The 22,578-nt window shown below is 35.6% G+C and carries 11 protein-coding genes; 2 read left to right on the top strand and 9 right to left on the bottom strand.

Annotation, left to right across the window (positions count from 1 at the left end; all coding sequences use genetic code 11):
• From BLP44_RS22910 to BLP44_RS03930, 3 genes are all read right to left on the bottom strand, one after another.
• On the bottom strand, nt 1-1,700 hold a 1,700-nt coding region (locus BLP44_RS22910), incomplete at its 3' end, for a glycine-rich domain-containing protein (protein ID WP_091129533.1).
• Between the two features lie 382 nt (nt 1,701-2,082).
• Complete coding sequence (locus BLP44_RS03935; protein WP_091129530.1) at nt 2,083-5,937, bottom strand: T9SS sorting signal type C domain-containing protein; 3,855 nt, start codon at nt 5,935-5,937, stop codon at nt 2,083-2,085.
• Between the two features lie 151 nt (nt 5,938-6,088).
• Nucleotides 6,089-10,864, bottom strand: coding sequence for a T9SS sorting signal type C domain-containing protein (locus BLP44_RS03930; protein ID WP_139159167.1), 4,776 nt, complete (start codon nt 10,862-10,864; stop codon nt 6,089-6,091).
• A 279-nt stretch (nt 10,865-11,143) separates the two neighbouring features.
• Here BLP44_RS03930 and BLP44_RS03925 point away from each other — a divergent pair, with 279 nt between their 5' ends.
• Together BLP44_RS03925 and BLP44_RS03920 are read left to right on the top strand one after the other, a co-directional pair.
• Nucleotides 11,144-11,626 (top strand): regulatory protein RecX, encoded by a 483-nt coding sequence (locus BLP44_RS03925; RefSeq protein ID WP_236940434.1) that lies wholly within the window; start codon nt 11,144-11,146, stop codon nt 11,624-11,626.
• A 407-nt stretch (nt 11,627-12,033) separates the two neighbouring features.
• Entirely contained in the window at nt 12,034-16,302 is a 4,269-nt protein-coding gene (locus BLP44_RS03920; protein ID WP_091129524.1) for an Ig-like domain-containing protein, read from the top strand.
• A 73-nt stretch (nt 16,303-16,375) separates the two neighbouring features.
• Here the strand turns inward: BLP44_RS03920 and BLP44_RS03915 are convergent, their stop codons facing one another.
• The 6 genes from BLP44_RS03915 to BLP44_RS03890 all read right to left on the bottom strand — a co-directional run bounded on the left by BLP44_RS03915 (nt 16,376) and on the right by BLP44_RS03890 (nt 22,551).
• Nucleotides 16,376-17,512 (bottom strand): aminotransferase class I/II-fold pyridoxal phosphate-dependent enzyme, encoded by a 1,137-nt coding sequence (locus tag BLP44_RS03915; protein WP_091129520.1) that lies wholly within the window; start codon nt 17,510-17,512, stop codon nt 16,376-16,378.
• Nucleotides 17,513-17,586: 74 nt separating this feature from the next.
• A complete protein-coding gene (locus BLP44_RS03910) occupies nt 17,587-18,225 on the bottom strand; it encodes an NAD(P)-dependent oxidoreductase (RefSeq protein ID WP_091129516.1) in 639 nt (212 codons plus the stop codon).
• Nucleotides 18,226-18,411: 186 nt separating this feature from the next.
• On the bottom strand, nt 18,412-18,681 hold the full coding sequence (locus BLP44_RS03905) for a hypothetical protein (protein WP_091129511.1): 270 nt from the start codon (nt 18,679-18,681) through the stop codon (nt 18,412-18,414).
• A 184-nt stretch (nt 18,682-18,865) separates the two neighbouring features.
• Nucleotides 18,866-19,147 (bottom strand): FoF1 ATP synthase subunit delta/epsilon, encoded by a 282-nt coding sequence (locus BLP44_RS03900; RefSeq protein WP_008465464.1) that lies wholly within the window; start codon nt 19,145-19,147, stop codon nt 18,866-18,868.
• Between the two features lie 82 nt (nt 19,148-19,229).
• Nucleotides 19,230-20,741, bottom strand: coding sequence for a F0F1 ATP synthase subunit beta (gene atpD / locus BLP44_RS03895; RefSeq protein ID WP_008465465.1), 1,512 nt, complete (start codon nt 20,739-20,741; stop codon nt 19,230-19,232).
• Nucleotides 20,742-20,979: 238 nt separating this feature from the next.
• Nucleotides 20,980-22,551 (bottom strand): SGNH/GDSL hydrolase family protein, encoded by a 1,572-nt coding sequence (locus tag BLP44_RS03890; RefSeq protein WP_091129508.1) that lies wholly within the window; start codon nt 22,549-22,551, stop codon nt 20,980-20,982.
• Nucleotides 22,552-22,578: the final 27 nt, after the last annotated feature.

The following is a 22,578-nucleotide window of genomic DNA, read 5'->3' as shown; positions in this document are numbered from 1 at the left end:
GTTGTCCCGGTTAATGTAATAGTTGGAGGTCCGCTTACTGTAACCGTAAAATTACTTGCTGTCGAGGTACATCCTGCAACATTTCTTACCGTTAATGTCCCCGTATATGTTCCAGCAGCTGTATTAGCTGGTATTGCAATACTAATCGGGCTTGCAGGCAGAGATGCATTTGTAACTGCTGCAAAAGTATTCGTTGGACTGGCATTCCAAGTAATACTGTATGTAGTTGGCGAATTTGTTGTCGCAGTATAAGGCAATGGAGTATTCTGTGCGCTTGAACTTGTACATACCGCTGTGGTCGCTCCTAATGTAATCGTTGGTATTGCATTTACCGTTACTGTAAAATTAGTTGCGGTTGATACGCAAGTTCCATTATTAACTATTAATGATCCTGTATATGTTCCCGCAGCAGTTCCTGCAGGAACAGCAATAGTTATTGGACTTGCTGGTAAAGTCGCATTCGTAACTGGCAAGAAACTATTTGTAGGGCTTGCGTTCCAAGTAATACTATAATTTGTTGGTGAGTTAGTAGTTGCTGTATAGGGTAATGTTGTATTTTGCGCACTGGCACTGGCACATACTGCAACAGCTGATCCTAAGGTTATTGTTGGTGGAGCGCTAACTATTATAGTCACAGCATTACTTCCACTTATAGATGATGTACAGTCTGCTGAAGCTAAAGAAGTAACTGTAATAGTACTATTTCCTGTACCAATCAGCCCTGCCGCAGTAAAACTTCCAGATCCTGCAGTTGTCACAGTCATCGTTGCTGTTTGTCCTACATTATTTGGTCGGCTTACATTATAAGTTACGGTATAAGTACCCGTTGGCAGACTTGCTGCTGTACCTGTTAGCAGTACATCTGTAGTGGTTCCTGTGCAAATATTTGGAGCCGATATTCCAGTGAAACTATATGTTTTACAAGTATAAGTAATGGTAGCCTGCCCTCCTGCACCACTTCCTCCATTAGCTGGGTTATTAGAACTCATTGCCCCCCCACCTCCGCCTCCATTGGTCGTCCCATTATTTCCAACACGATCTGTCAATATCACAGAATTAAAAGCCGCTCCTCCAGCACCAGCTCCAGTGACTGTACCATAACCACCAGCATTTCCACCACCACCAGAAGAAAGAAGTGCGCTTAATGCTGCACTAGATCCTGCTGTCCCATTTGTTCCAACTGCTGTTGCTAGATTTCCAATGGCTCCAACACCACCATTTCCACCAGTTGGAGTAGAAGTCGTAGTCGTATTCCCATTTCCTCCCTGCCCTCCAGGAGCATTTAAAAAAGCTGTAAATCCATTTATATAGGTTGACCCTCCAGCAGCACCATTACCAGCCCCTCCTGTAGCAGTTGCTCCAACGACAACATTTAAACTTGATACCGTTGTTGTATTGAGAGTTCCTCTTGCGTATGCACCACCGCCACCACCACCGCCACTTCGTCCTACTAGCGGTGTAACCTGTGCGCCACCTCCAGCACCTCCGGCACCCCATGCTTCAACGGTAACAACATCCATACCCGCAGGAAGAAGTAAAGTACCGCTTGCGGTAAATGTATGGGTTCTGGTTTGTGCTTCTAAAAAAGAGCTATAAAAAATTCCTAGAATTAAAATTGGAAGAAACTTTAATTTTTTGTGAAGATAATCTAATGTAAAAAAACTGAAAGAACTCAGCGTAGAAAGTAAATCTTTTTTCATCTTGTGGTATTTTAGTAATTGAAAAATAAATTCAAACTCAAAACAAGATTAATTGTAAAATCAAGTAGTAAAGTAATACTCTTTTACAATAAACTTAAGGCAGATAAAAGAAAGTCGTTGAAGCTGTATTTTGAACAAGCAAATTTAATGGCAAGGCTTATAAAAAGTATTTTATCGATTTAATATGCATTTAATCGACAAAACCCTATTACAAGGTACGATTTTGTTTACATAAAAATTAATCTGATAATATTAAACTCAAATTTTAACACTCAGAAATAAAAAAAGATATAAAACAATAAAAAATTGTTAAATCAACAAATAAATCACTAACAATCAATAACTTAATCTCAATTCAAGAAAAAAACCTTTTTTCTAATTTTTAAAAAATAACTTTTTTTGAAGTTGATTTGCCATTTTGGAAATTAACTTTTACTAATAAAATTTGATGAGGGGAAAGCAAATTTTGAACAGATACCTTTTTAGTTTCAAGCTTATCTTTTTTGTACAATTCATTTCCAGAAATGTCGAATATTGTGATCTTTTTAATGTTTTCATTAAATGACTCAATATTTATGATTTGGTTTTTGACATATATGAAAGTACTTTTAGAATCGTCCTTGAAAGTTCCATTTCCTAAAGCTTTGTTAGAATAAACTATTGAAAATCGATTGTTAAAAGTTCCTGCTTCCGAATCAAATTGATATGGTCCTTCAGAAAGATTATGAAATTTATTTAAGCTTTTATCTACTAATAAAATATCAATTTCATTAAATAATGCATCCTGATGATCAATCTCCAATTTTAGCGTAGTTTTAACGGTTGTTTTATATCCCAAATTAAAAGAGTCACTCTCTATCCATGGCATTGCTTTTCCTTGAATTACTAGTTTTTTATCTTCTAAAGTGCTATAAAAGTCAATTTCTTGATTTGAACCGAAAGATACGGCATCATAATAATCTATCGCATTCGAAGCTTCTCGAGCGTAACCCAATAAAATTTGTTTTAAGGCATTTTTTTCATTATAAAGATTCAGCCAAAATCGAAGCTTTTCATTTTCTGCTTCTGCTTTAGAACTAATACTAGGTCTAAAAAATGAACTGTTACGAGCTTTAATCCGCATACTATTATTAAATTCAATAAAACCTTCTTCTTTACTTTGCACAAAAAAGCCCTGTCCTGAAGCTATTGTTCCGTCTGGAGTTGTGGTATAGTTTTCCGAATTTAAAGAAGAACTTATTCCAACGCCACCTAAAAGATTATACACAACGCAATCATCTGCCGAATACTTACCGTCAGAAGGAGGTGTACTATGTGTCCAAAAATAAAGGGCTCCATATATTTTTGAAGCATTTGCTTTTATAAAAAGATCTGCGCTTATTGCAGAAGGATACGGGTTTCCGATTAGATAAAAACCATCTACTACTTTAAATCCCGCGTCTATTTTGCCATTATTTGGAATACCTTTAAAAGTTCCTTCAAATACCTGCCGCTCCGTAATAGAATAATTTTGTGGAGCTCTGATACAATAACCTTGCCCAGGGACCATGGTCATTGTTCCGTTGTAATTTATAATCCAACGAGAAATTGGATCATGCCAGTAATATTTATCTGCAAGAGTATTGGGCGAAAAATCTTTCATTGTCTGCCTATCAACGGGTGAAGACCAATACGTCATATCATAGCGAATTACTGGTTTTGTTTTTCTTATTAAATGAATAATCCCAGTATTTACTATATCGTCATCTGATTGGTATAAACTTGCTGCATCTTTTAAGACCAAAGTTCCAGAACCAGTATACGCAAAATCTATTGTAAGAGTATTATTTGCCAACAAGGTGACAGTCTTACCTTGATCGATATTGCAACCACAAATTGTAGTGGTGCTTAATTGTGGAAAATTTTCTTTAAAAAACACATCTTTTCCCGCTGAAGGAGGACCATTTGACCATGATATTCCATTCCAAACTGTGGTATTTGCGCAAAGTTTTAAACGTGCAATTCTATGCTTAGAAATACCAGAAACAGAATTAAAATTACCTCCAGCAAGCAATTTATAATCCTCAGTAAATTTCATATCAAAAAGAGTATTATTTAGAGTCGCAGTAAAGGAATTATCGATAACGCCTGATGGCATTAATCTAATAAGTCTGGAAGATACCACATTTTTATATGTTCCTGAAAAAGCACCTCCAATCAAAATCCGGTCATCTGGTTGCACTAAAATAGAACGAATATCTCCTTTACTAAAACCTGTTCCAGATTCAAACGTCACATCAAGACTCCCATCGGTATTTAACCTAACTATTCTCTTTTGAGAAATCCCATCAAAGGTTAAAAAAGAACCGCCAACAATAATCTTTTGATCTGATTGGAGTGCCATTGCATAGACATATTTATCAAATCCGTTTCGAATATTAAAACTGGAGTCAATACTTCCGTCAGGATTTAAACGAACTATACCGGAAAAAGGCTGGGCATTAAATGTCTTAAAGTGCCCGCCTAAAAGAATTTTTCCATCGGATTGTACTACTATTGCTTCAATAGTGCCATCGGCTCCCAAGCCAATATTAAAATTATTATCTTTTGTTCCATCTGGAAGAAGTCTCACAACACGACTATTGTTTAAAGTCGATCCATTGTATTTAGTAAATGCTCCTGCAACGATAATTTTTTGGTCAGTCTGAACAGCAAGTGCGTATACCTGTGCATTAAAACCTTCTCCAATGTTAAATGAATTATCAGTTTCTCCATCTGATAAAATTCTAATAATCCTATTACTGAGTATATCGTTGTATTTGGTGAAATTACCACCAATCACTATTTTCCCATCAGCTTGCAACACTGTTGTTTTTACCAAGTAGTTTGCTCCAGTTTTTCCTGTATTAAAAGAGGTATCGATAGAACCATCTTCTAAAAGGCAAGTTATCTTTGAAACCGCTGTTCCGTTAAATTTATTAAAATTACCCCCAACGATTATTTTCTGATTTGGAAGTGGCAAAATGCTCAAGACAGAATTATCGAAGCCAATACCTGAAGACAAATATGCAATATCGTGTTCTTCATCACTATTAATTTTAGCTAACCTACCTTGATTTTGTCCGTTAAAAACAGAAAAAGAGCCTCCTATAAACCAAGAACCTTCTTCATCGCACTCTAAGCTTAAAACAGAAGCGGAGGCTGGTCCTGAACCAATATCAAAATTAGTTTTTAAGGTTCCGTCTGAATTAAGAAAAACTACTCTATTAACTTCGGAGCCATTATAAAAGCCAGTAAAAGAGCCTCCTATCATTAAATCTCCATTCGAATCAATTTTAATTGTCTGAACTCCTTCTTTGCTGAAACCTAAGCCAACTTGAAAACTTTCATCTTTTGTTCCGTCAGCATTCAAACGAATAAAACGATTGGCCACAATATCGTTAAAAACGGTAAAATTGCCTCCTATAACCATTTTACCATCCGTTTGCAGTGCAATCGCATTAACATCATCGTTGAAGCCAGTCCCGCAATTAAAAGTGGAATCGAAACTTCCGTTACTATTTAAACGTACAATTCTGTTTGCTGGAGTTCCATTAAATGTGATAAAATTTCCAGTAAGAATTATTCTTTCATCAGTTGTAATCTTAACATGAGTTATATTTAATGTTGAGCCAGAGCCAGTCAAAAGAGAAGAATCAAGTGTTCCGTTGGGAAACAAACGAGCCACTCGATTTACTGTACTATTTGCATATTTTGTAAAACTTCCAACAATTATTATTTTCCCATCGGACTGCATCGCTATATCATAAACAATTCCTGTTGTCGCTCCTATCGAAGTATTAAAAGTGGGATCATAAGATCCGTCAGAGTTTAAGCGAATCAGTCTTCCAGCACTAATTCCGTTGTAGGCTGTGAAACTTCCTCCCAAAATAATTTTACCATCTGACTGCAAATAGGAAGCATAGATTTTGCCATTAAAACCCGTTCCTGTATTAAAACTTTCGTCGATTGAACCGTTGGGATTTAAACGAGTAAGATAAGAAATGGGAGATCCATTCAAACTCAGGTAATCTCCGCCAACAATTAAATTGCCATCCCTTTGTAAAAGAAGAGCTCGGACAGTCCCATCGAAACCATCTCCATACTGTCCGTCATCAAATACATTAAATGAATGGTCAACTTTTCCCTGCTGTGCGAGAATGCCTGAAAAGGGTAATAATAAAAAGAAGATTAGGCAATAGAATAAAGTTCTAATCAAAACTATGCAATTAAAGTTAATATTGTAAGAATTAGGCTAAAATTACAAGACTATCATAAGATGTACAATACCAAGATTTAGGGATATTTTTGCACATAAAAAAGCCCATTCCTTTTAAGGAATGGGCTTCTAATTATTTTGGTTTTATTATTTACAGATTAGAAAAAATAACTTTCTTAGTAAAAGTGTGTCCGTTTTCTAGAGTTATTTTTACCAATAGCACTTGATCACTAGAATGCAAGTTTTTAATTTGTAATTGTGAAGCATTCACCTTGCTATTACTATATAATAACTCCGCACCAATGTTGTAAACATTTACTTCCTTTATTGTTTCTTTAGATGAATTAATACTTACAGTTTTGTCTTTAACTGAAACTAAAACTGTATTCTCAAGATTTTCAAATTCACCTGTTCCTAAAGTTTTATTGGTATAACGTAGAGAAAAACGTGTTGTGTTTGTTTCTGCTGCACTAAAGAAAGTATAATTTTCTTTTCTTAAATCTATTACTTTACCCGTTACTTTATCTTCTAAGTATACAGGTTGAGTAGTAAAGAATCCGTCTGCATGATCAATAGAAATTGTGAAGTTACGATCTCCCTTATCATCAACACCGCTCTTGTATCCTAAAGGAATTATCTCTGTATTATCAAAAGGCAGTCCACGGCCTTGAACGGTTAGTTTTTTGCTTTCGTTAAGCGTGTAAAAATCAATATAAGAGTTGCTTCCCATTGTAACAGCATCATAATCCACATCTATAGCGTTTGTCGCACCCTCAATGTAACCAATTAATATCTGTTTGAAAGCGCCTTGAGAATTAGCAATATTCAGCCAAAGACGATTCTTTTCAATTTTACTAGTTTTAGCTGTCTTATAAAACTGTGTATTCTCTGAACTTCCCTTACGGAACTCGTTTTTAAATTTTACTGCTGTTCCTGGTGGTATTGCAAAAAAAGCTTGACCTGCGCCAATATAACCTTTAAATTCATCTGCACCAGTAACAATCTCATTGTTTACTCTTACCGAACCTGTTCCGTTATAAACAACAAAATCTGAACTTAGATACTTAAATGTGTTAGTTCCCGGAGCAAGTTGTGGGGGCTGATTATGAGTCCAAAAATATAACGAACCTAATTTATCTTTATTCTCTAGCATTAACTCATCTGCATCTACTGGAGAAGGATAAGGATTACCAATCAAATTCAATTTATTTGCCACCACAGGGAATGAAACATCACCATTATTTGGAACCCCAACAAAAACACCTTCAAATATTTGAGGAGTTACCAGATCAAAATATTGTGGTCCTCTGATACTATAACCTTGTCCCATTTCCATCACTTTTCCACCATAGTTACTAAGAACCCATTTTGTCGTAGTTGCATTCCAATAATGATATTTATCAAATAAGGTATTTGGAGAAAATTTATACATAGTAAGACTTGCATCTGTTACCGGAGTTGCCCAATAAACAACATCATAGCGGCGCATACTGACTTTTCTTTTATACGAAATAGTACCGGTATTTACAGCACTTGCTCCTTGCAATAAACTTGAACCGCTTTCAAACACCAATTTACCATTACTTGTTATTGCGTTTGTAATATTCAATGTCATTTGAGACGGAATAATGACATCTGGATCTGTTGCCCCATTTGGAACATTAATAGTTAAAGAACATGCCGTTATGTTTGGTTTAGCTGCAGAAAAAGGCTGACTTGGTACAACAGAAGTAATTAAAACACTTTTACTTCCATCTGGCTCACCATTAGACCATACTGAACCATTCCATGTTGTATTTGAACTAATGTCATTTATGGTAACAGTAGCCGAACTTGATGTACAATTTAAATCATTTGTTATAGTAAAATAATATGTACCTACTATTAAATCTTGGATCGCATGAGTAGCAACTGTACCAGAATATGTTTTTGGCGGAGTAGTTGTTCCTGTTTGGTTAATTGTCCAATTTCCTGATAAACCTGTTAGTGTAATACTTCCAAAACTGCCACAAGATACATCGTTGTTTTTCGTGATTGTTGGAGCTGCGTGCACTTGTTTTACAGTTATGGTTCCTGTAGCTGAAATATTTCCACAACCATTAGTCAAAGTTACTATATAATTAAATGGACTTCCAACTTCCGTTGTAGGCGTTCCGCTAATCGTTACAACATTTCCTGCCCAAGCCCCTGTAACTCCAGCAGGCAGACCTGAAAAAGTTGCACCTGTCGCCCCAGTTGTAGCATAGGTAATGTTGGAAATTGCAGTATTAGCGCAGACTGTTTGCGAATCTGTTCCTGCAGCCGAACTTAATGCTATAGTATTATTTGGATTTACTGTTATTGTTTTAGTAACGGATGTAGTACCGCATGATCCGCCTGAAGTAGTCAGAGTTAAAGTGATTGTTCCCAATTCCGATGATCCAGCAGTGTATGTAGCCGTTGAAGGGTTATTTGCATTGGTCCAAGTTCCCATTCCGCCTGTCCATATTCCGCCTGTAGCTCCGCCTCCGATTGTTCCCCCCATACCTGCTGAAGTTCCGCCTTGGCAGATTGCCGATAAAGCTCCTCCTGCATTTGCTGTCGGGTTTGGATTCACTGTAATTGTTTTCGTAGCCGTTGCTGTCCCGCATGAACCGCCTGAAGTTGTCAATGTCAAAGTGATACTTCCTGATTCTGATGCTCCGGCAATGTATCTAGCTGTTGAAGGATTGTTTGCATTTGTCCATGTCCCAGATCCTCCAGTCCACGTTCCGCCCGTAGCTCCACCTCCTACTGATCCACCCATAGCTGCAGATGTCGCTCCTTGGCAGATTGCAGATAAAGTTGCTCCAGCATTTGCTGTCGGGTTTGAATTGACTGTAATTATTGCTGTGCCACTATTAGCAGAAGCACATGTCCCGCTTGTTACTACTGCTCTATAATAAGTAGTAGCAGTCAAATTGTTAACCACTAAAGACGTAGTCGTATTTGCAATATTAGTAATTGATGACGCAAATGTGCTCGAAGGTGAAGATTCCCATCTTGTAACCGATCCCGTATGCCCACTTAATGTTAAAGTTGTACTATTGCTTCCTGAACAGACTGTCGTACTACCTGCAATACTTCCTCCAACAGAAGTTGGATCTATTGTAATGACTGCATTTCCATTCATGTTTAAAGAGCAATTATTTGTAGAAGTATTTGTCGCCACGACCGTGTAAGTACCTGCAGCAGTTTTAAGTCCAAAAGTAATTGCCGATCCTGTTCCTGCAACTACACCTCCATTATTAATACCATTTAATTGTAATTGATAGTTAACCCCTGAAGTTGAATTAGCAAGACCAACAGCAACTCCACTTCCGCCAGAACAATATGATCCACCTCCAGTAACAGCATAAACTGTCGGAGAAGCTTGCACATTAAAATATGTAGTTGAAGGAGTTCCAGAACAACCACTAGAGTTAGTTACAACTACTGTTGCCTTCTGCTCATTTCCAGCGCTTGAAAACGTTATCGTCGGATTTTTAATTGTGGTAGAAGAAAATACCGCTCCTGGAGAGGTACTTGACCAAGAATAAGTTACACCAGATGAAGGAACATTATCTACATCTAGCTGAACAGGTACACCTACACAAACTTTTGTGGTTTTATAATCTCCTTTTGGTGTTGTAGTCGCCATGGGAGTCACCTGAGATGTTGGAATTAAAACTATATTATCTATAATAGCACCAAGCGTTGTGGTTCCTAAAGAATTATAAAATTCAATACCTAAAGATGAGCTTGTTGGCGTAAACGTTAAAGTACCTATCAAGGGAGTGTTGGTAGTATTATTAGTCGTATAATTTATTGATGCTGTCGAACCTCCAAATAATTTGACATCAACCGCAACTGAAGCAGGTGACCCTGGTCTTCGAGCATAAAGGAAACTTAAAGTATAAGAAATATTAGGAATAACCGTTACATCTTGTCTTAATGATGCTTCTGAGTCTAATTCCGCTGTATTGTCAGTATTACCATTATTAAAATATACGTTTTCATTTAAAACTTCAACATATGCTCCTTTTGTTGTTGCTTTAGCCCAACCTGTTGCGCCATTACTAAAATCACCATTGGTTATTAAATTGCTGACACAATTTGCAATGAGAACAACATCATCTGTAGATGTATTACAGCCATTGCTTATTGTCCATCTTAAGGTGTAAGTTCCCGTTCCTATTGGAGTAAATGTAGCTGTTGGACTAGATGTGTTACTAAACTGACTTAATGAAGTACTTGGACCACTAACTATTGTCCATGTTCCCGTTCCAACTGATGGTGTATTGGCCGCCAATGTAAATGCAGTATTACCAGCATTTTGATCAGCACCAGCATTTGATGTACTCACTGTCTGACAAGTCACTGTACCGTTAAACTGAAAATTATCTATACTAAAGACACTCGTAGTAGCACTACCTGACCTATATGCATATAATCTAAAAGTTATACTTGTTGTTATTCCTTCCAATAGATTTCCAAAATCAAAAGTATTTGATGTTGTACCACTTTTAATTCCGTCAATTTCTACTCCATAACTATCAATACTTGACCTCAATACAAATCTGGTTGGTCCTGTTCCATTTATTGTTCCATTATATTGAAAACTTGTGTAGTTTATTTGATATCCTGAATTTGGCGTGATTGTAAATTCGAAATAATCTGAAGTATCAACACTTGTTGAATTAGTCCACCTTGAAGCACTATATAAACCATTAGCATTTGCGCCATTAATACCCGCACCTCTACCTATGCCCGATACAGTAATATTTGCATTTCTTACGTCCCCAGTAGTGTATGGATTTGACGTATTTGGATTATTGGTTGTTATAGGATTATTCCAAATGGATTGCCCAAAGCCGGTATAATGTAAAAAAATAAAAAATAAAAACGAGCAAAGTAATTTTCTCATCATATGTTAGTAGGTATTTGTTTTAAATTTGTTTTTGGTTGCTTAAAAGCAAAAAAGGCAATTCCTTTCAAAAAATGAATGGTCTTTTGGTATTATATTGGAATTCAAAATGTTAAATATTGGCTCTTTAGCCGATATCCAAAAATGTTAAAATTCCGTACAAAAATATTTAAATTAGCCTAATACACAAGGTTATAATTTATTTCTTTTTGTAAAATATTAACAAATTTCAGAATTAATTTATAACTATTTGACCAATATTTGATTTAAACGTTAAAATGCATGAAAAAGCCGATGAATAACACTTTTACTATCAAAGAAGCTTTACAAAAGTTAGAGCATTTTTGTGCTTATCAAGAACGTTGTCATGACGAAGTGGTTGATAAGTTATACAGCCTAAAAATGACTCGTGATGAGATTGACAGTATTGTCGTACAGCTGATTGAGGGAAATTTTCTAAACGAAACCCGTTTTGCCTGCAGCTTTGCTAGAGGCAAACATCGAATTAAGCATTGGGGAAAAATCAGGATTACCAACGAACTTAAAGCAAGAAATATTTCTTCAACAAATATTACTTTGGCTTTGAAAGAAATTTCGACCGAAGAATATTTTGAGACTTTTGAAAATCTAGCAGAAAGATGCTGGAATAATATCTTAGAAACCAATCTTCTTAAAAAACGTAAAAAGTTCTGCGACTATATGTTACGAAGAGGTTACGAAAGTAATCTAGTGTATGAAAAAGTTAAGGAACTGGAAGAAAACTAAATTCCCTTTTATCTTAAAAAAGTGCCTTTTTATCCTTTTCCAAGCTATTTTGTTTTTTGTCAAAAAGTCATTAAAAAATCACCCTTTCAAACCAAACAACTTTTGGTTATAAAATATTCCATTTTTGCAGAATTTATAGCAAACTAGACGTTTTTCAGTCTAAAACTTCAAAAAACTGTTTAAAAAAAATAAAGTTAACACAATTATTCCTTCAATAATATTGGGAATTTTATAAGAATAATTGTCTAACATTAAAATTTTTAATGTGCTTCATCGAGTATTTTTTTAGTTCATCGATTATATCGGGGTTCTTAAAACCACGCCAATATTCAGCTCGTAAATGTACATACCTTTGTTTGGTTCGGAAGTCCTATGCCAGCATAACAAATTGATAAAAAACATTTAGCATGAAAAAAACTCTACTTTTATTCTTATTATTGCCTTTTTTTGGATTTGCTCAAACTGCTTTAGTAAAATGGGACGCAGCAAATTCTAGCAATAGATATGCTCCTGTTCCAATAGGAACAATTAACGGTTCTGATTTATCAGCAACTGTAACCAATACATATACATCTAACAATGCCGCAAACACTTTTTTTGCCAGTAGTGGCTGGCCAACGCCTCTAAACAAAGGTGGCCAATATGATCCGACAAAATATGTACAATTTGCTTTGGGGCCTAAAACAGGAAACAAGGTAAACTTAAGCACATTCATTTTTGAATGTAAATCTCCAGGTTCTCAAAAATATACAATTAAATATTCCAAACAATCTGATTTCTCATCTGGTGTTTTTAATCTTCTTACAGCAACATCAATTACGAGTGATTGGACACAATACACATTGAATTTTTCTGAAGAAATAAATCCTGTCTTACCTACTGAAAAAGTTTATGTTAGAATTTATGCTTATTACACTAATAACGACTTCCAAATCAGAACTGGAAGCGGAAATACTGTACCTACCATCAATGGTGAAGTATTAAGCTTTGATGCTAGTAAAATATTAGCTATCAACGATTACGTTACCACTACAAAAGATGTAGCAGTTAATATAAATCCGCTAAGCAATGACGTAAACAAAGCCAACGTAACCACTTTGGTTATTTCTACACCTCCGTCAGCAGCTGAAGGAACTGCGATAATTAATCCTGATAAAACTATAACTTTTAATCCTGCTGCTGGATTTCTTGGCACTTCTGTTTTCAACTACACCATCTCAAATGCAACAGAAACATCTACAGGAACCATAAAAGTAACCGTAAATCAAGACACAACAGACTTTCTATCACTTTGGGATGGAGCCGATGACACTTTTAATCCCGTAACCAAACAATATGTGGACCCAAACTCTCCAATTACAAAGGCGGGCACTAACATAAGTTTAGATTATATATTTCAAAACCCAAATAATGCATTTTTTCAAACTAACGGCTGGCCTACTCCTTCTTATAACCCTAATATTGTAGATAAGGCAGATGAAACTAAATACATTCAATTTAAAATCGCACCCGATTCTAAACACAAATTAAATCTTAAACAATTTAATTTTACTTACCGAGGAAAGAATCAAAAGTTTCTTGTAAAATATTCTAAGAATCCAGATTTTACGAATGGTGCTCAGACATTAATACCAGAAAGTAATGCTGCCTCATCATGGACGTCGTTAACTAATAATATCGCATCAGGTCTAAACACCTTATCGCCTGGAGAAACCCTGTACATTAGATTTTATGTTTATGCTAGTAACAATACTTTTGAAATTAAAAATGGTAATGGAAGTCCAGAAGGTCCAGTAATCACAGGAACAATCGAAGATGTTTTTACCTTAACAGCAAAGAATGATATTGTTTCAACTCCATCAAATCAAGCTGTAACAATCCCTATTTTAGATAATGATGTTATTGGCGGCTATCCTTTAGAAGCCATAACGGTAACACAACCAACTAATGGCACTGTAACTGTAAACGGCCTTAACAATATCACCTTTACACCTGCAGCAAATTTTACTGGATCTGCAACATTTACATACACTCTTAAAAATACTAATTCTAATTATTCTTCTGCTACTGTAACTGTTAATGCTACTGCACCTGTTTGCAATGTTGTTGGAGATCAAATTAAATATGGAGACAATAAATGGATAGGTTATGTTTACAAAACTACAAACCTCCCATCAACAGGTGATCCTGTAGATCCGAATCCTGAAACACCTACAACTCTTCCAATTTCAAACATGACCTATATAGGGCAGGTTGAAGAAAATAAACTATTTAACCGTGATGTTGTACAAGGAGCGGTTACGGGATTAAATCCGCAGTTATGCGAATCGCCAACAAATTACTTCTTTGTCCGTTATAAAATGAAGACCAAAGTTGATGTAACAGGCACTTACAATATTACCGTTGGAGGCGATGATTACTATCGTTTATATTTAACTACAGCTTCTGGTACTACCAAAATAATTAATCAATGGTCTGGTGTAAATTATTCACAAAAGGCAGTAAATATGCAATTGACTGCTGGCGTTGAGTATACTTTTGACTTGGAATATTATGAAAAAACAACCGATTCTAGAATACAGTATTCAATGGGCTTAATAGCAGGAAATAATACTGCACCTTATGCTTTTGGAGATAATTTGTGGAAAGTTTACGGATTTACTACCGCAGATAGTGGAAATAATTTTACAATTCCACAAAACAGCTATGCTGGATATTATAGTGTTAATCCAGTAAACATTAATACTACAGACTCATTTGCTCTTGCAGAATCACCTTCCTTTAATCCTGCTATATCTGGCTGGCAAGGAGCACCTGTTCCTCAAGATTACTTTACTTTGGTTTATAAAAGACAAGGATTCCCTTGTGGAACCTATCAAATACAAATTACAAACTGCGATGATCAAGTGCAAATTTTCATTGATGATGAAAACGCTACCACTCCAGTTTACACTTCGCCAGGAAACATTAATGATAATGCGCCTGTAAACAACGTATTATCTAGTCCAAGAGTTTTAGGCAAAAATTCTAAAGTTGAAATTCGTCTAAAAGATTACAAACAAAGTGCAAGACTGAATTTGAATTTTATTAAAATTGAAACAAATTACAACGGTGCGGCTACCCCAAATGGAAGCTCTTTAGTAATCAATTCAAATACACAATTAACATCTGATCTTACAGTATGCTCTTGTAAAATAAACGATAAAGTTACATTAACAGTTCCAAAAGATATAACCTTAACCGTTGATGAGGACATAAATATTCTTGGAGAAGGAAAACTACTGATTTTAGATGGAGGATCATTGCTTCAAACTTCAACAGCCAAAAATATGCTTACGGGAAGTGCAAAAGCTTTTGAAATACAAAGAACAACCAATGTAGTACGTTACGATGTAACATATTGGTCATCACCCGTAATCGGTTTGTCTATGCATGATTTGTCTCCAGAAACTTTGTATGACAAATATCATTATTGGAATGCAACTACCACAAAATGGGTTCCTAGCTACTATGGTCAAAAAGTTATGGAAGCGGGATACGGATACAGTATTAGAGCGCCACAAACATATGATTTGGCAACTCCAAGCAATTTTACTGCGAAATTCACAGGAGTTCCAAACAATGGAAACATCCAAATCCAAATTGTAAGCGGAAAATTAAATTTATTAGGTAACCCTTACCCATCTTCTATTGATGCTGAAAAGTTCATTCTAGACAATGGAGATGTTGGACCTTTATATTTTTGGTCACATAATACTCCCCCGAAAAAAATCGAGGGAACAAACACATTCACTTATGATAGCGCCGATTTTGCTGTTTTCACATTAATGGGACAAACACAACCATCGCCAAAAGGACAGGTTCCTAACGGTTATATTGCTACTGGACAAGGATTTTTTACTCAGCCAAATGTAAGCTCTATTTTATTTACAAACGAACAAAGAGTTAAAGCCAAAAACACTACATTCTTTAAGACCACTGAAAAAACAGGCCAAATCGAAAAAAATCGTTTATGGCTAAACTTAACGAATTCTCAAGGCGCGTTTAAGCAAATGCTTATTGGATATGCAACTGGAGCAACCAATAATTTAGATTATAATTATGACGCCACAACAATGGGAAGCAACTCCTATATTGATTTTTATAGTATCAGCGAAGCTAAAAAATTAACCGTTCAAGGCCGTGCCTTGCCCTTTGATAATTCTGACCTTGTCCCTATTGGTTATAAAAGTACTGTTGAAGGCGATCTTACAATTTCAATTGATCACGCTGACGGATTCTTTAATACTCAGGCGGTTTATCTAGAAGACAAAACAACAGGTATTATAACTGACTTGCGCACTTCTAATTATACTTTTAAAACAGCTATTGGAACCTTTACAGATCGTTTTGTCCTTCGCTATACGAAGAAAACATTAGGCACTGATGATTTTGAGAATTTAAAAGATGGAGTTTTAGTTTCTGTAAAATCAAAAGCAGTAAATGTAACTAGCGGAACTGAAAACATTAAAGAAGTACAAATCTATACCATTGGAGGTCAAATGCTTTATAATAAAACTAAAGTTGACACAAAAGAATTAGAGATTAAAAACTTATATTCTGGCAATCAAGTTTTATTAGTAAAAGTGATTCTAGAAAATAACAGTGTAGTCACAAAGAAAATCATATATAACTAAAAACAAGAAACCCATCGTAAAGATGGGTTTCTTGTTTTATTCTATTTAAACGAACTTAAATCCTTGCACTCAATCAAAAAACAAAATCTCTAACCAATTCCAAAACTTGGTTAATTTCTTCTTGCGAATTATAACTGTGAATACAAAAACGAAGACGTTCTTGTCCTTCTGGAACAATCGGAGAAAGAATAGAATGAACATCAAATCCTCTATCTTGAAGTTGCTGTGATAACTCGTTCACATTATTATTTCCTGGAATAATAGCAGAATGTATTGAAGATTTACTGTGAACAAACATTGGCTTTAGTCCTAACAAATTTTTCTGCTGATTGAAAAATATAATATTCTGACGAAGCTTTTCAATAGCAGCTTTTTCTATTTCCAATTGCTGGTATGCAGTAAAAATTGTCGCAACAGTATGAGGAGACAAAGCAGTTGAATATATAAAACTTCGAGCAAAATTGACCAGATAATCTCTTAGCTCTATACTTCCTAAAATTGCCGCACCTTGACATCCCAGAGCTTTTCCAAAAGTTACAATTCTAGCAAAAATTTTATGATGCAACTTTAGATACTGACTTAAACCTTCCCCTTTTTCTCCAAAAACTCCCAAAGCATGAGCTTCATCAACAACCAAATAACAATTGTATTTTTCCGAAAGCTGTACTAATTCTTCTAAATTTGGGCTATCACCATCCATAGAAAAGACCGTTTCAGTTACAATGTAAATTATTCTATCTGGAAGTTTAAGAATATACTTTTCTAAATCTTCAAAATCATTGTGAACAAAGGAATATGATTTTGCTTTAGACATTGCAATTCCATCTTTTATAGAAACATGACACAATTCATCATACAAAACAACATCGTTTTCTTGCGGTACAGCGCTAAAAAATCCCAAATTGGCATCATAACCCGAATTGAAAATTAAAGCTGATTCTACCTCATGAAATTGCACCATAAAACTCTCTGCAATTTGATATAACGAATGGTTTCCTGTGGTCAATCTTGAGCCTGTAGCTCCGTTTTGAAAAATCTCATTTTCTAATAAATAAGCATGAGTATGCTTGTAAATAATTTCTGATTTAGAAAATCTTATATAATCATTAGAAGAGAAATCAATCAGATTATTAAATACAGGCAATTTTCTAAACAGATTTTCTTGTTTACATCTTTCTATTTTACGTTTAAGATTTTCATGCAATTCCATAAAAACAAAGTTAGGCAATTCCTATTAGAATAAAATAAACGGCAGATTATAAGGAATCCGCCGTTTTTCTAAATTTAAATAGCACTTATAAAAGGCGATTGTCTAATGTAATTTGACTCGACCATTTCTTTTACCAAAAACTTCGAAATGTCCAACTCTGTAATTTTATCTCCCAAACAATCTTCGAGATTTACAGAGATTTCATTACTCTCATCAGAAAAAACAATTAGCGGAACACGAACTTGTGTCCAATCAATCTTACTGCTGCTTAAAAGATCATAAGTGAATTGTCGGTCTTTCTGGATTTCAGGAAAATTAGTTTTCATCCAGTCCGTCGCCATAATTGTTTTGGGGCTCTTTTTATCAAATGGGGTATCGATATTTAGCCCTGCTAAAAGCAAATATCTTTGAATTCCATATGCATCCATAGCATTCAAAACATTTTTTGTCGCCCGACTTGCCACCATCGGTTCTCCCATTCTCTGACCGATAGTATTTATTACAGCTTGACAATCTCCGAGTAATAAACTTACAGATTCCTCACTAAGAGCATCTCCCTTAATGATTTCTATTTTTGAATTTTGAATGGTAAAATTGTCCGGATTTCTTAATAGAAGTTTTACACTAAATCCGTTTTTCAATAACTGTTTTACAAGGTATTTTCCTGTTCTTCCACCGCCGCCAAGAACAGCAACTTTTGATATATTTTTCATATATATTCTTTATAAAATTTGACATAAAAAGTTATGTTTCATCATGAATGATGAAACAAAGTGCAAAAGCTTACTGAGCTTTTACAATTGATCAAATATTTTATAAAGAGATTTTGATACTTCAAAAGTAAGAAAATAAAAAAGCCAGACTATAAAATCTGGCTTAAATATATTTGCTGTAAGCATTTAATAAATCGTGTACGTGACCGTATTACTTGTTGTACTATTAATCGTGTATTGCGTAGTCGCAGGATACCCACGTTTTACGATATCACGTTCCGCAGCAGTGAGCGGCGATTCACAACAGATTCCCAACCAAGGAGCCGTATAGGTTGGACCAACTACGACTTTTGAAGCTTCTACAGAAACTTTAGTAACATTATCAGAACTTGTAGTTAGAGACATTGTCCCAAAACCTAATGCGATTAGCAGCATTCCTAAAAAAACTTTTTTCATAATATTTTTTTAAATGTTAATACTATTTACAAACGTAGCATATATACAGTAAAATATTACATTTTTTTATGTGCTTTTTTATCTATTTTGTTAATTTTCTGACGAATACATTAAGACCAATAAATAGCAAAATAAAAAAAGCCAGACAATACTGTCTGGCTTTTCAGCTTATTTTGAAATTGTATTAATCAACTAATACAATTATCTTATTGTTTTTCATTTCGATTGTTCCTGACTTAATTCCTAAAGTATAAGTTTGGTCATTGACTCTCGTAAACTTATCAGCAGCCTCTTTAGAAAAACTGAAGCTTGGAGCTGCAATTTTAATTGTTCCCTCTTCTAAGATTGAAACAATTGGGGCGTGATGATTTAAAATCTGAAAGCTTCCATTAACTCCCGGTAAGCTAACTGATGTTACCTCTCCTGAAAATAATTTCGCTTCTGGTGATACTATTTCTAAAATCATGTCTTTTTTTAGTTAATAGTTGATGGTGATGGTTGATGGTTGCTTTCTAACAACTTACAACTCACAACTGACAACCAAATTATTATGCTTCAGCTAACATTTTCTCTCCAGCTTCGATTGCGTCTTGAATAGAACCTTTCAAGTTGAAAGCTGCTTCTGGAAGGTGATCTAACTCACCGTCGATGATCATGTTAAATCCTTTGATAGTATCTTTAATATCAACCAATACACCTGGGATACCTGTAAATTGTTCTGCTACGTGGAATGGCTGAGACAAGAAACGTTGTACACGACGTGCTCTTGCTACTGCAAGTTTATCTTCTTCAGATAACTCTTCCATACCAAGGATCGCGATGATATCTTGCAATTGTTTGTATTTTTGAAGAATTTCTTTTACTCTTTGTGCGCAGTTGTAGTGCTCATCTCCTAAGATATGTGGAGTTAAAATTCTTGAAGTAGAATCTAACGGGTCAACCGCTGGATAGATACCTAACTCAGCAATTTTACGAGACAATACAGTTGTTGCATCTAAGTGCGCGAAAGTTGTAGCTGGCGCAGGGTCAGTTAAGTCATCCGCAGGAACGTAAACCGCTTGTACAGATGTAATAGATCCTTTGTTTGTAGATGTAATACGTTCTTGCATTGCACCCATCTCAGTTGCTAATGTTGGTTGGTAACCTACCGCAGATGGCATACGTCCTAAAAGTGCCGATACCTCAGAACCTGCTTGTGTAAAACGGAAGATATTATCAACGAAGAATAATACATCTTTTCCTTGGTCTGATCCAGCTCCATCACGGAAATACTCAGCGATAGATAATCCTGAAAGTGCCACACGTGCACGAGCTCCAGGTGGCTCATTCATTTGTCCGAAAACGAAAGTAGCTTTAGACTCTCTCATTCCTGGCATATCTACTTTAGATAAATCCCATCCTCCATTTTCCATAGAGTGCATGAAATCTTCACCGTATTTAATAATTCCTGACTCTAACATCTCACGAAGCAAGTCATTTCCTTCACGTGTTCTTTCACCTACTCCAGCGAATACTGAAAGTCCACCGTGACCTTTTGCGATATTGTTGATCAACTCCTGAATCAATACTGTTTTACCTACTCCAGCACCACCGAACAATCCAATTTTACCTCCTTTTGCGTAAGGCTCGATCAAATCGATTACTTTGATACCTGTAAATAAAACTTCAGACGAAGTTGATAAATCTTCAAATTTTGGTGCTGGTCTGTGGATTGGTAAACCATTCTCTCCAGATTTTGGCAAATCACCTAAACCGTCAATTGCATCTCCAACAACATTAAATAATCTTCCATATACGTCTGGACCGATTGGCATTTGGATTGGACTTCCTGTTCCAACTACCTCATATCCTCTAGACAAACCGTCTGTAGAGTCCATAGAGATTGTACGAACAGTGTTTTCTCCAATGTGAGATTGTACTTCTAGAACTAAGATAGTTCCGTCTTTTTTAGTGACTTCTAGTGAATCATAAATTTTTGGAAGTTCAACATCTTTACCGTTGAAAACTACGTCAACTACTGGTCCAATGATTTGAGCAACTTTTCCTATTACTTTTGACATTACTTATGTATTTATTAAATAGCTATTTAGGTTTATCGAAAATACCTCTTTTTTCAGAGCGCAAAGATAATTTTTTAAAATATAAAATCAATTTTTTTTTCATAAAAAATAGCATGATTTTGTTTGATTCATAAAACTTGCTTAAAAAATAACTAAAACGGCATTTTTTTTAATAAAAGAAAAAACCGCTGCATTCTTAAAAATGAGCGGTTTTTAAAACTAAAAAAATGTTTTTTTTTTATGGAAGCGTTGCTGGATATTGAATTGGGTATTGTGCCAAATCAACATGACGAAGCGTTGAACCATACTTTTCATTTATTGCATCAATAAAGATATTTGCAATTAACCCATAACCTCTTGCGCTTGGATGAACACCATCTAGAGAAAAAGCTCCACCAGTTGCAAAAGAAGAACTCATTGTGAAATTTCCAAATCTAATTCCTCCATTAGCCAATTGTGACATAGTTGCTCTTGTATCTACAAATGCAAGACCTTTTTCTTTCGCAACAGTTTCAATTGTCACATTATATGCATCTGTCGCTTTTTTAATCTCTGCAATTTCCATTGGAATTAACACATGCTTATCCTGCAAAGGATAAGATATTCCAAATGCATTTAACGGAGCTGGAGGTGCAATACCAATTCCAGAATTGGCGGCTGTCGGCGCAGTACCAATATCTGCTCTTGTAGTCAACACCACCAAATCAGTTGCTTTAGCTTGTCTAGCTTGCCCAAAAACAGCTCCATAAAAAGCTGCATTCTGCGCTCCTAGTGTTGGAGTAAATGCCGCAGTTAATTGCGCAGACAAATTTGTCAGGGTTTCATCTTTTATCAATAAAGGGCTTGCGCCAGTTTCAGAAAGCAAATTAATTCTATCTCCAGCATTAAAAGCCGTCAACGCTTGTTTTAATGGCCCATACAATTGTGCATTAAGAGCTTTTATTGTAGCCACACCCACAGCTTCATTATTTTTCCCTATCACTTTGGCTGTAAGCGGATTGTAAGGAACTGTCGTAAAGTGAGGCAAAGTAGTAATATATGGCAGATTTGCAACAACACCTTTTGCTCCTTTTGCTGTTAAAGCAGTTGCCAAATTAGTATATACATTAGCAAAAACTGCTGGATCTGTAATATCACTTGCCCCATAAGTGGCAGGATTCGGATTTCCTGTCTGATCTTTTCCAGTTCCACCAGACGTTGCATATCCCAAAACATCATTACCACCAATAAATAAAGAAAAGAAAGTTGGATCTTGTGCGACAGCATCACCTAAAACTGTAGCAGTACCTGTACTCGAAAACCTTGCATAATATGGATTTGCCAAACCTGCTGCTACACCAGCAACGTTACCGTAGCCTGCCGCTAACAAATGATAACTTTTGGCACCAGGAACACCTAAATTATTAAATGCTCCTGTAAGATGAGCCGTAACTTCTGTAGTTGGCTTCCCTACTACATTTACAGGAGTTTGGGTTGGCCCATCAAAGTACAAACGAGTTCCCGCTATTACATTTCCCCCCAAAAGTAAGCCTCCAATATTATCATTCATTAGCGGCTGCGTAAAAGCTCCGCCGCCTGTAGCTACAAATTGCTGCGCCAAAATATTCGGATATGAATTCTCCTGCCCTTTCTTAAACAAAGCATTATCGCTATAACCTGCCGCAAAAGAATCTCCAAGCGCTACATACTTTGTAAAAACCGCAGATCCAGGAGTTACAGGAACTTCTTCTGGAGCATTATTATCATCATTGTTACAAGCTGCCATAAAGGTTAATGAAACCAGCAACAGCATTTTTATATTTTTTTTCATGTTAGTACTTTTTAAATTATTACCTCT

The organism is Flavobacterium anhuiense (assembly GCF_900101855.1).
In the GTDB taxonomy this organism is placed as follows: Bacteria; Bacteroidota; Bacteroidia; order Flavobacteriales; family Flavobacteriaceae; genus Flavobacterium; species Flavobacterium anhuiense.
This window is presented reverse-complemented; position numbering and strand designations above follow the sequence as displayed.

Bases quoted from the DNA above. Each gene is read 5' to 3' on its own strand.
- BLP44_RS03910 (WP_091129516.1), bottom strand. From the start codon at position 18,225: ATGAAAAATATATCAAAAGTTGCTGTTCTTGGCGGCGGTGGAAGAACA.
- atpD (WP_008465465.1), bottom strand. From the start codon at position 20,741: ATGTCAAAAGTAATAGGAAAAGTTGCTCAAATCATTGGACCAGTAGTT.
- BLP44_RS03900 (WP_008465464.1), bottom strand. From the start codon at position 19,147: ATGATTTTAGAAATAGTATCACCAGAAGCGAAATTATTTTCAGGAGAG.
- BLP44_RS03915 (WP_091129520.1), bottom strand. From the start codon at position 17,512: ATGGAATTGCATGAAAATCTTAAACGTAAAATAGAAAGATGTAAACAA.
- BLP44_RS03905 (WP_091129511.1), bottom strand. From the start codon at position 18,681: ATGAAAAAAGTTTTTTTAGGAATGCTGCTAATCGCATTAGGTTTTGGG.
- BLP44_RS03890 (WP_091129508.1), bottom strand. From the start codon at position 22,551: ATGAAAAAAAATATAAAAATGCTGTTGCTGGTTTCATTAACCTTTATG.
- BLP44_RS03930 (WP_139159167.1), bottom strand. From the start codon at position 10,864: ATGATGAGAAAATTACTTTGCTCGTTTTTATTTTTTATTTTTTTACAT.
- BLP44_RS03920 (WP_091129524.1), top strand. From the start codon at position 12,034: ATGAAAAAAACTCTACTTTTATTCTTATTATTGCCTTTTTTTGGATTT.
- BLP44_RS03925 (WP_236940434.1), top strand. From the start codon at position 11,144: ATGAAAAAGCCGATGAATAACACTTTTACTATCAAAGAAGCTTTACAA.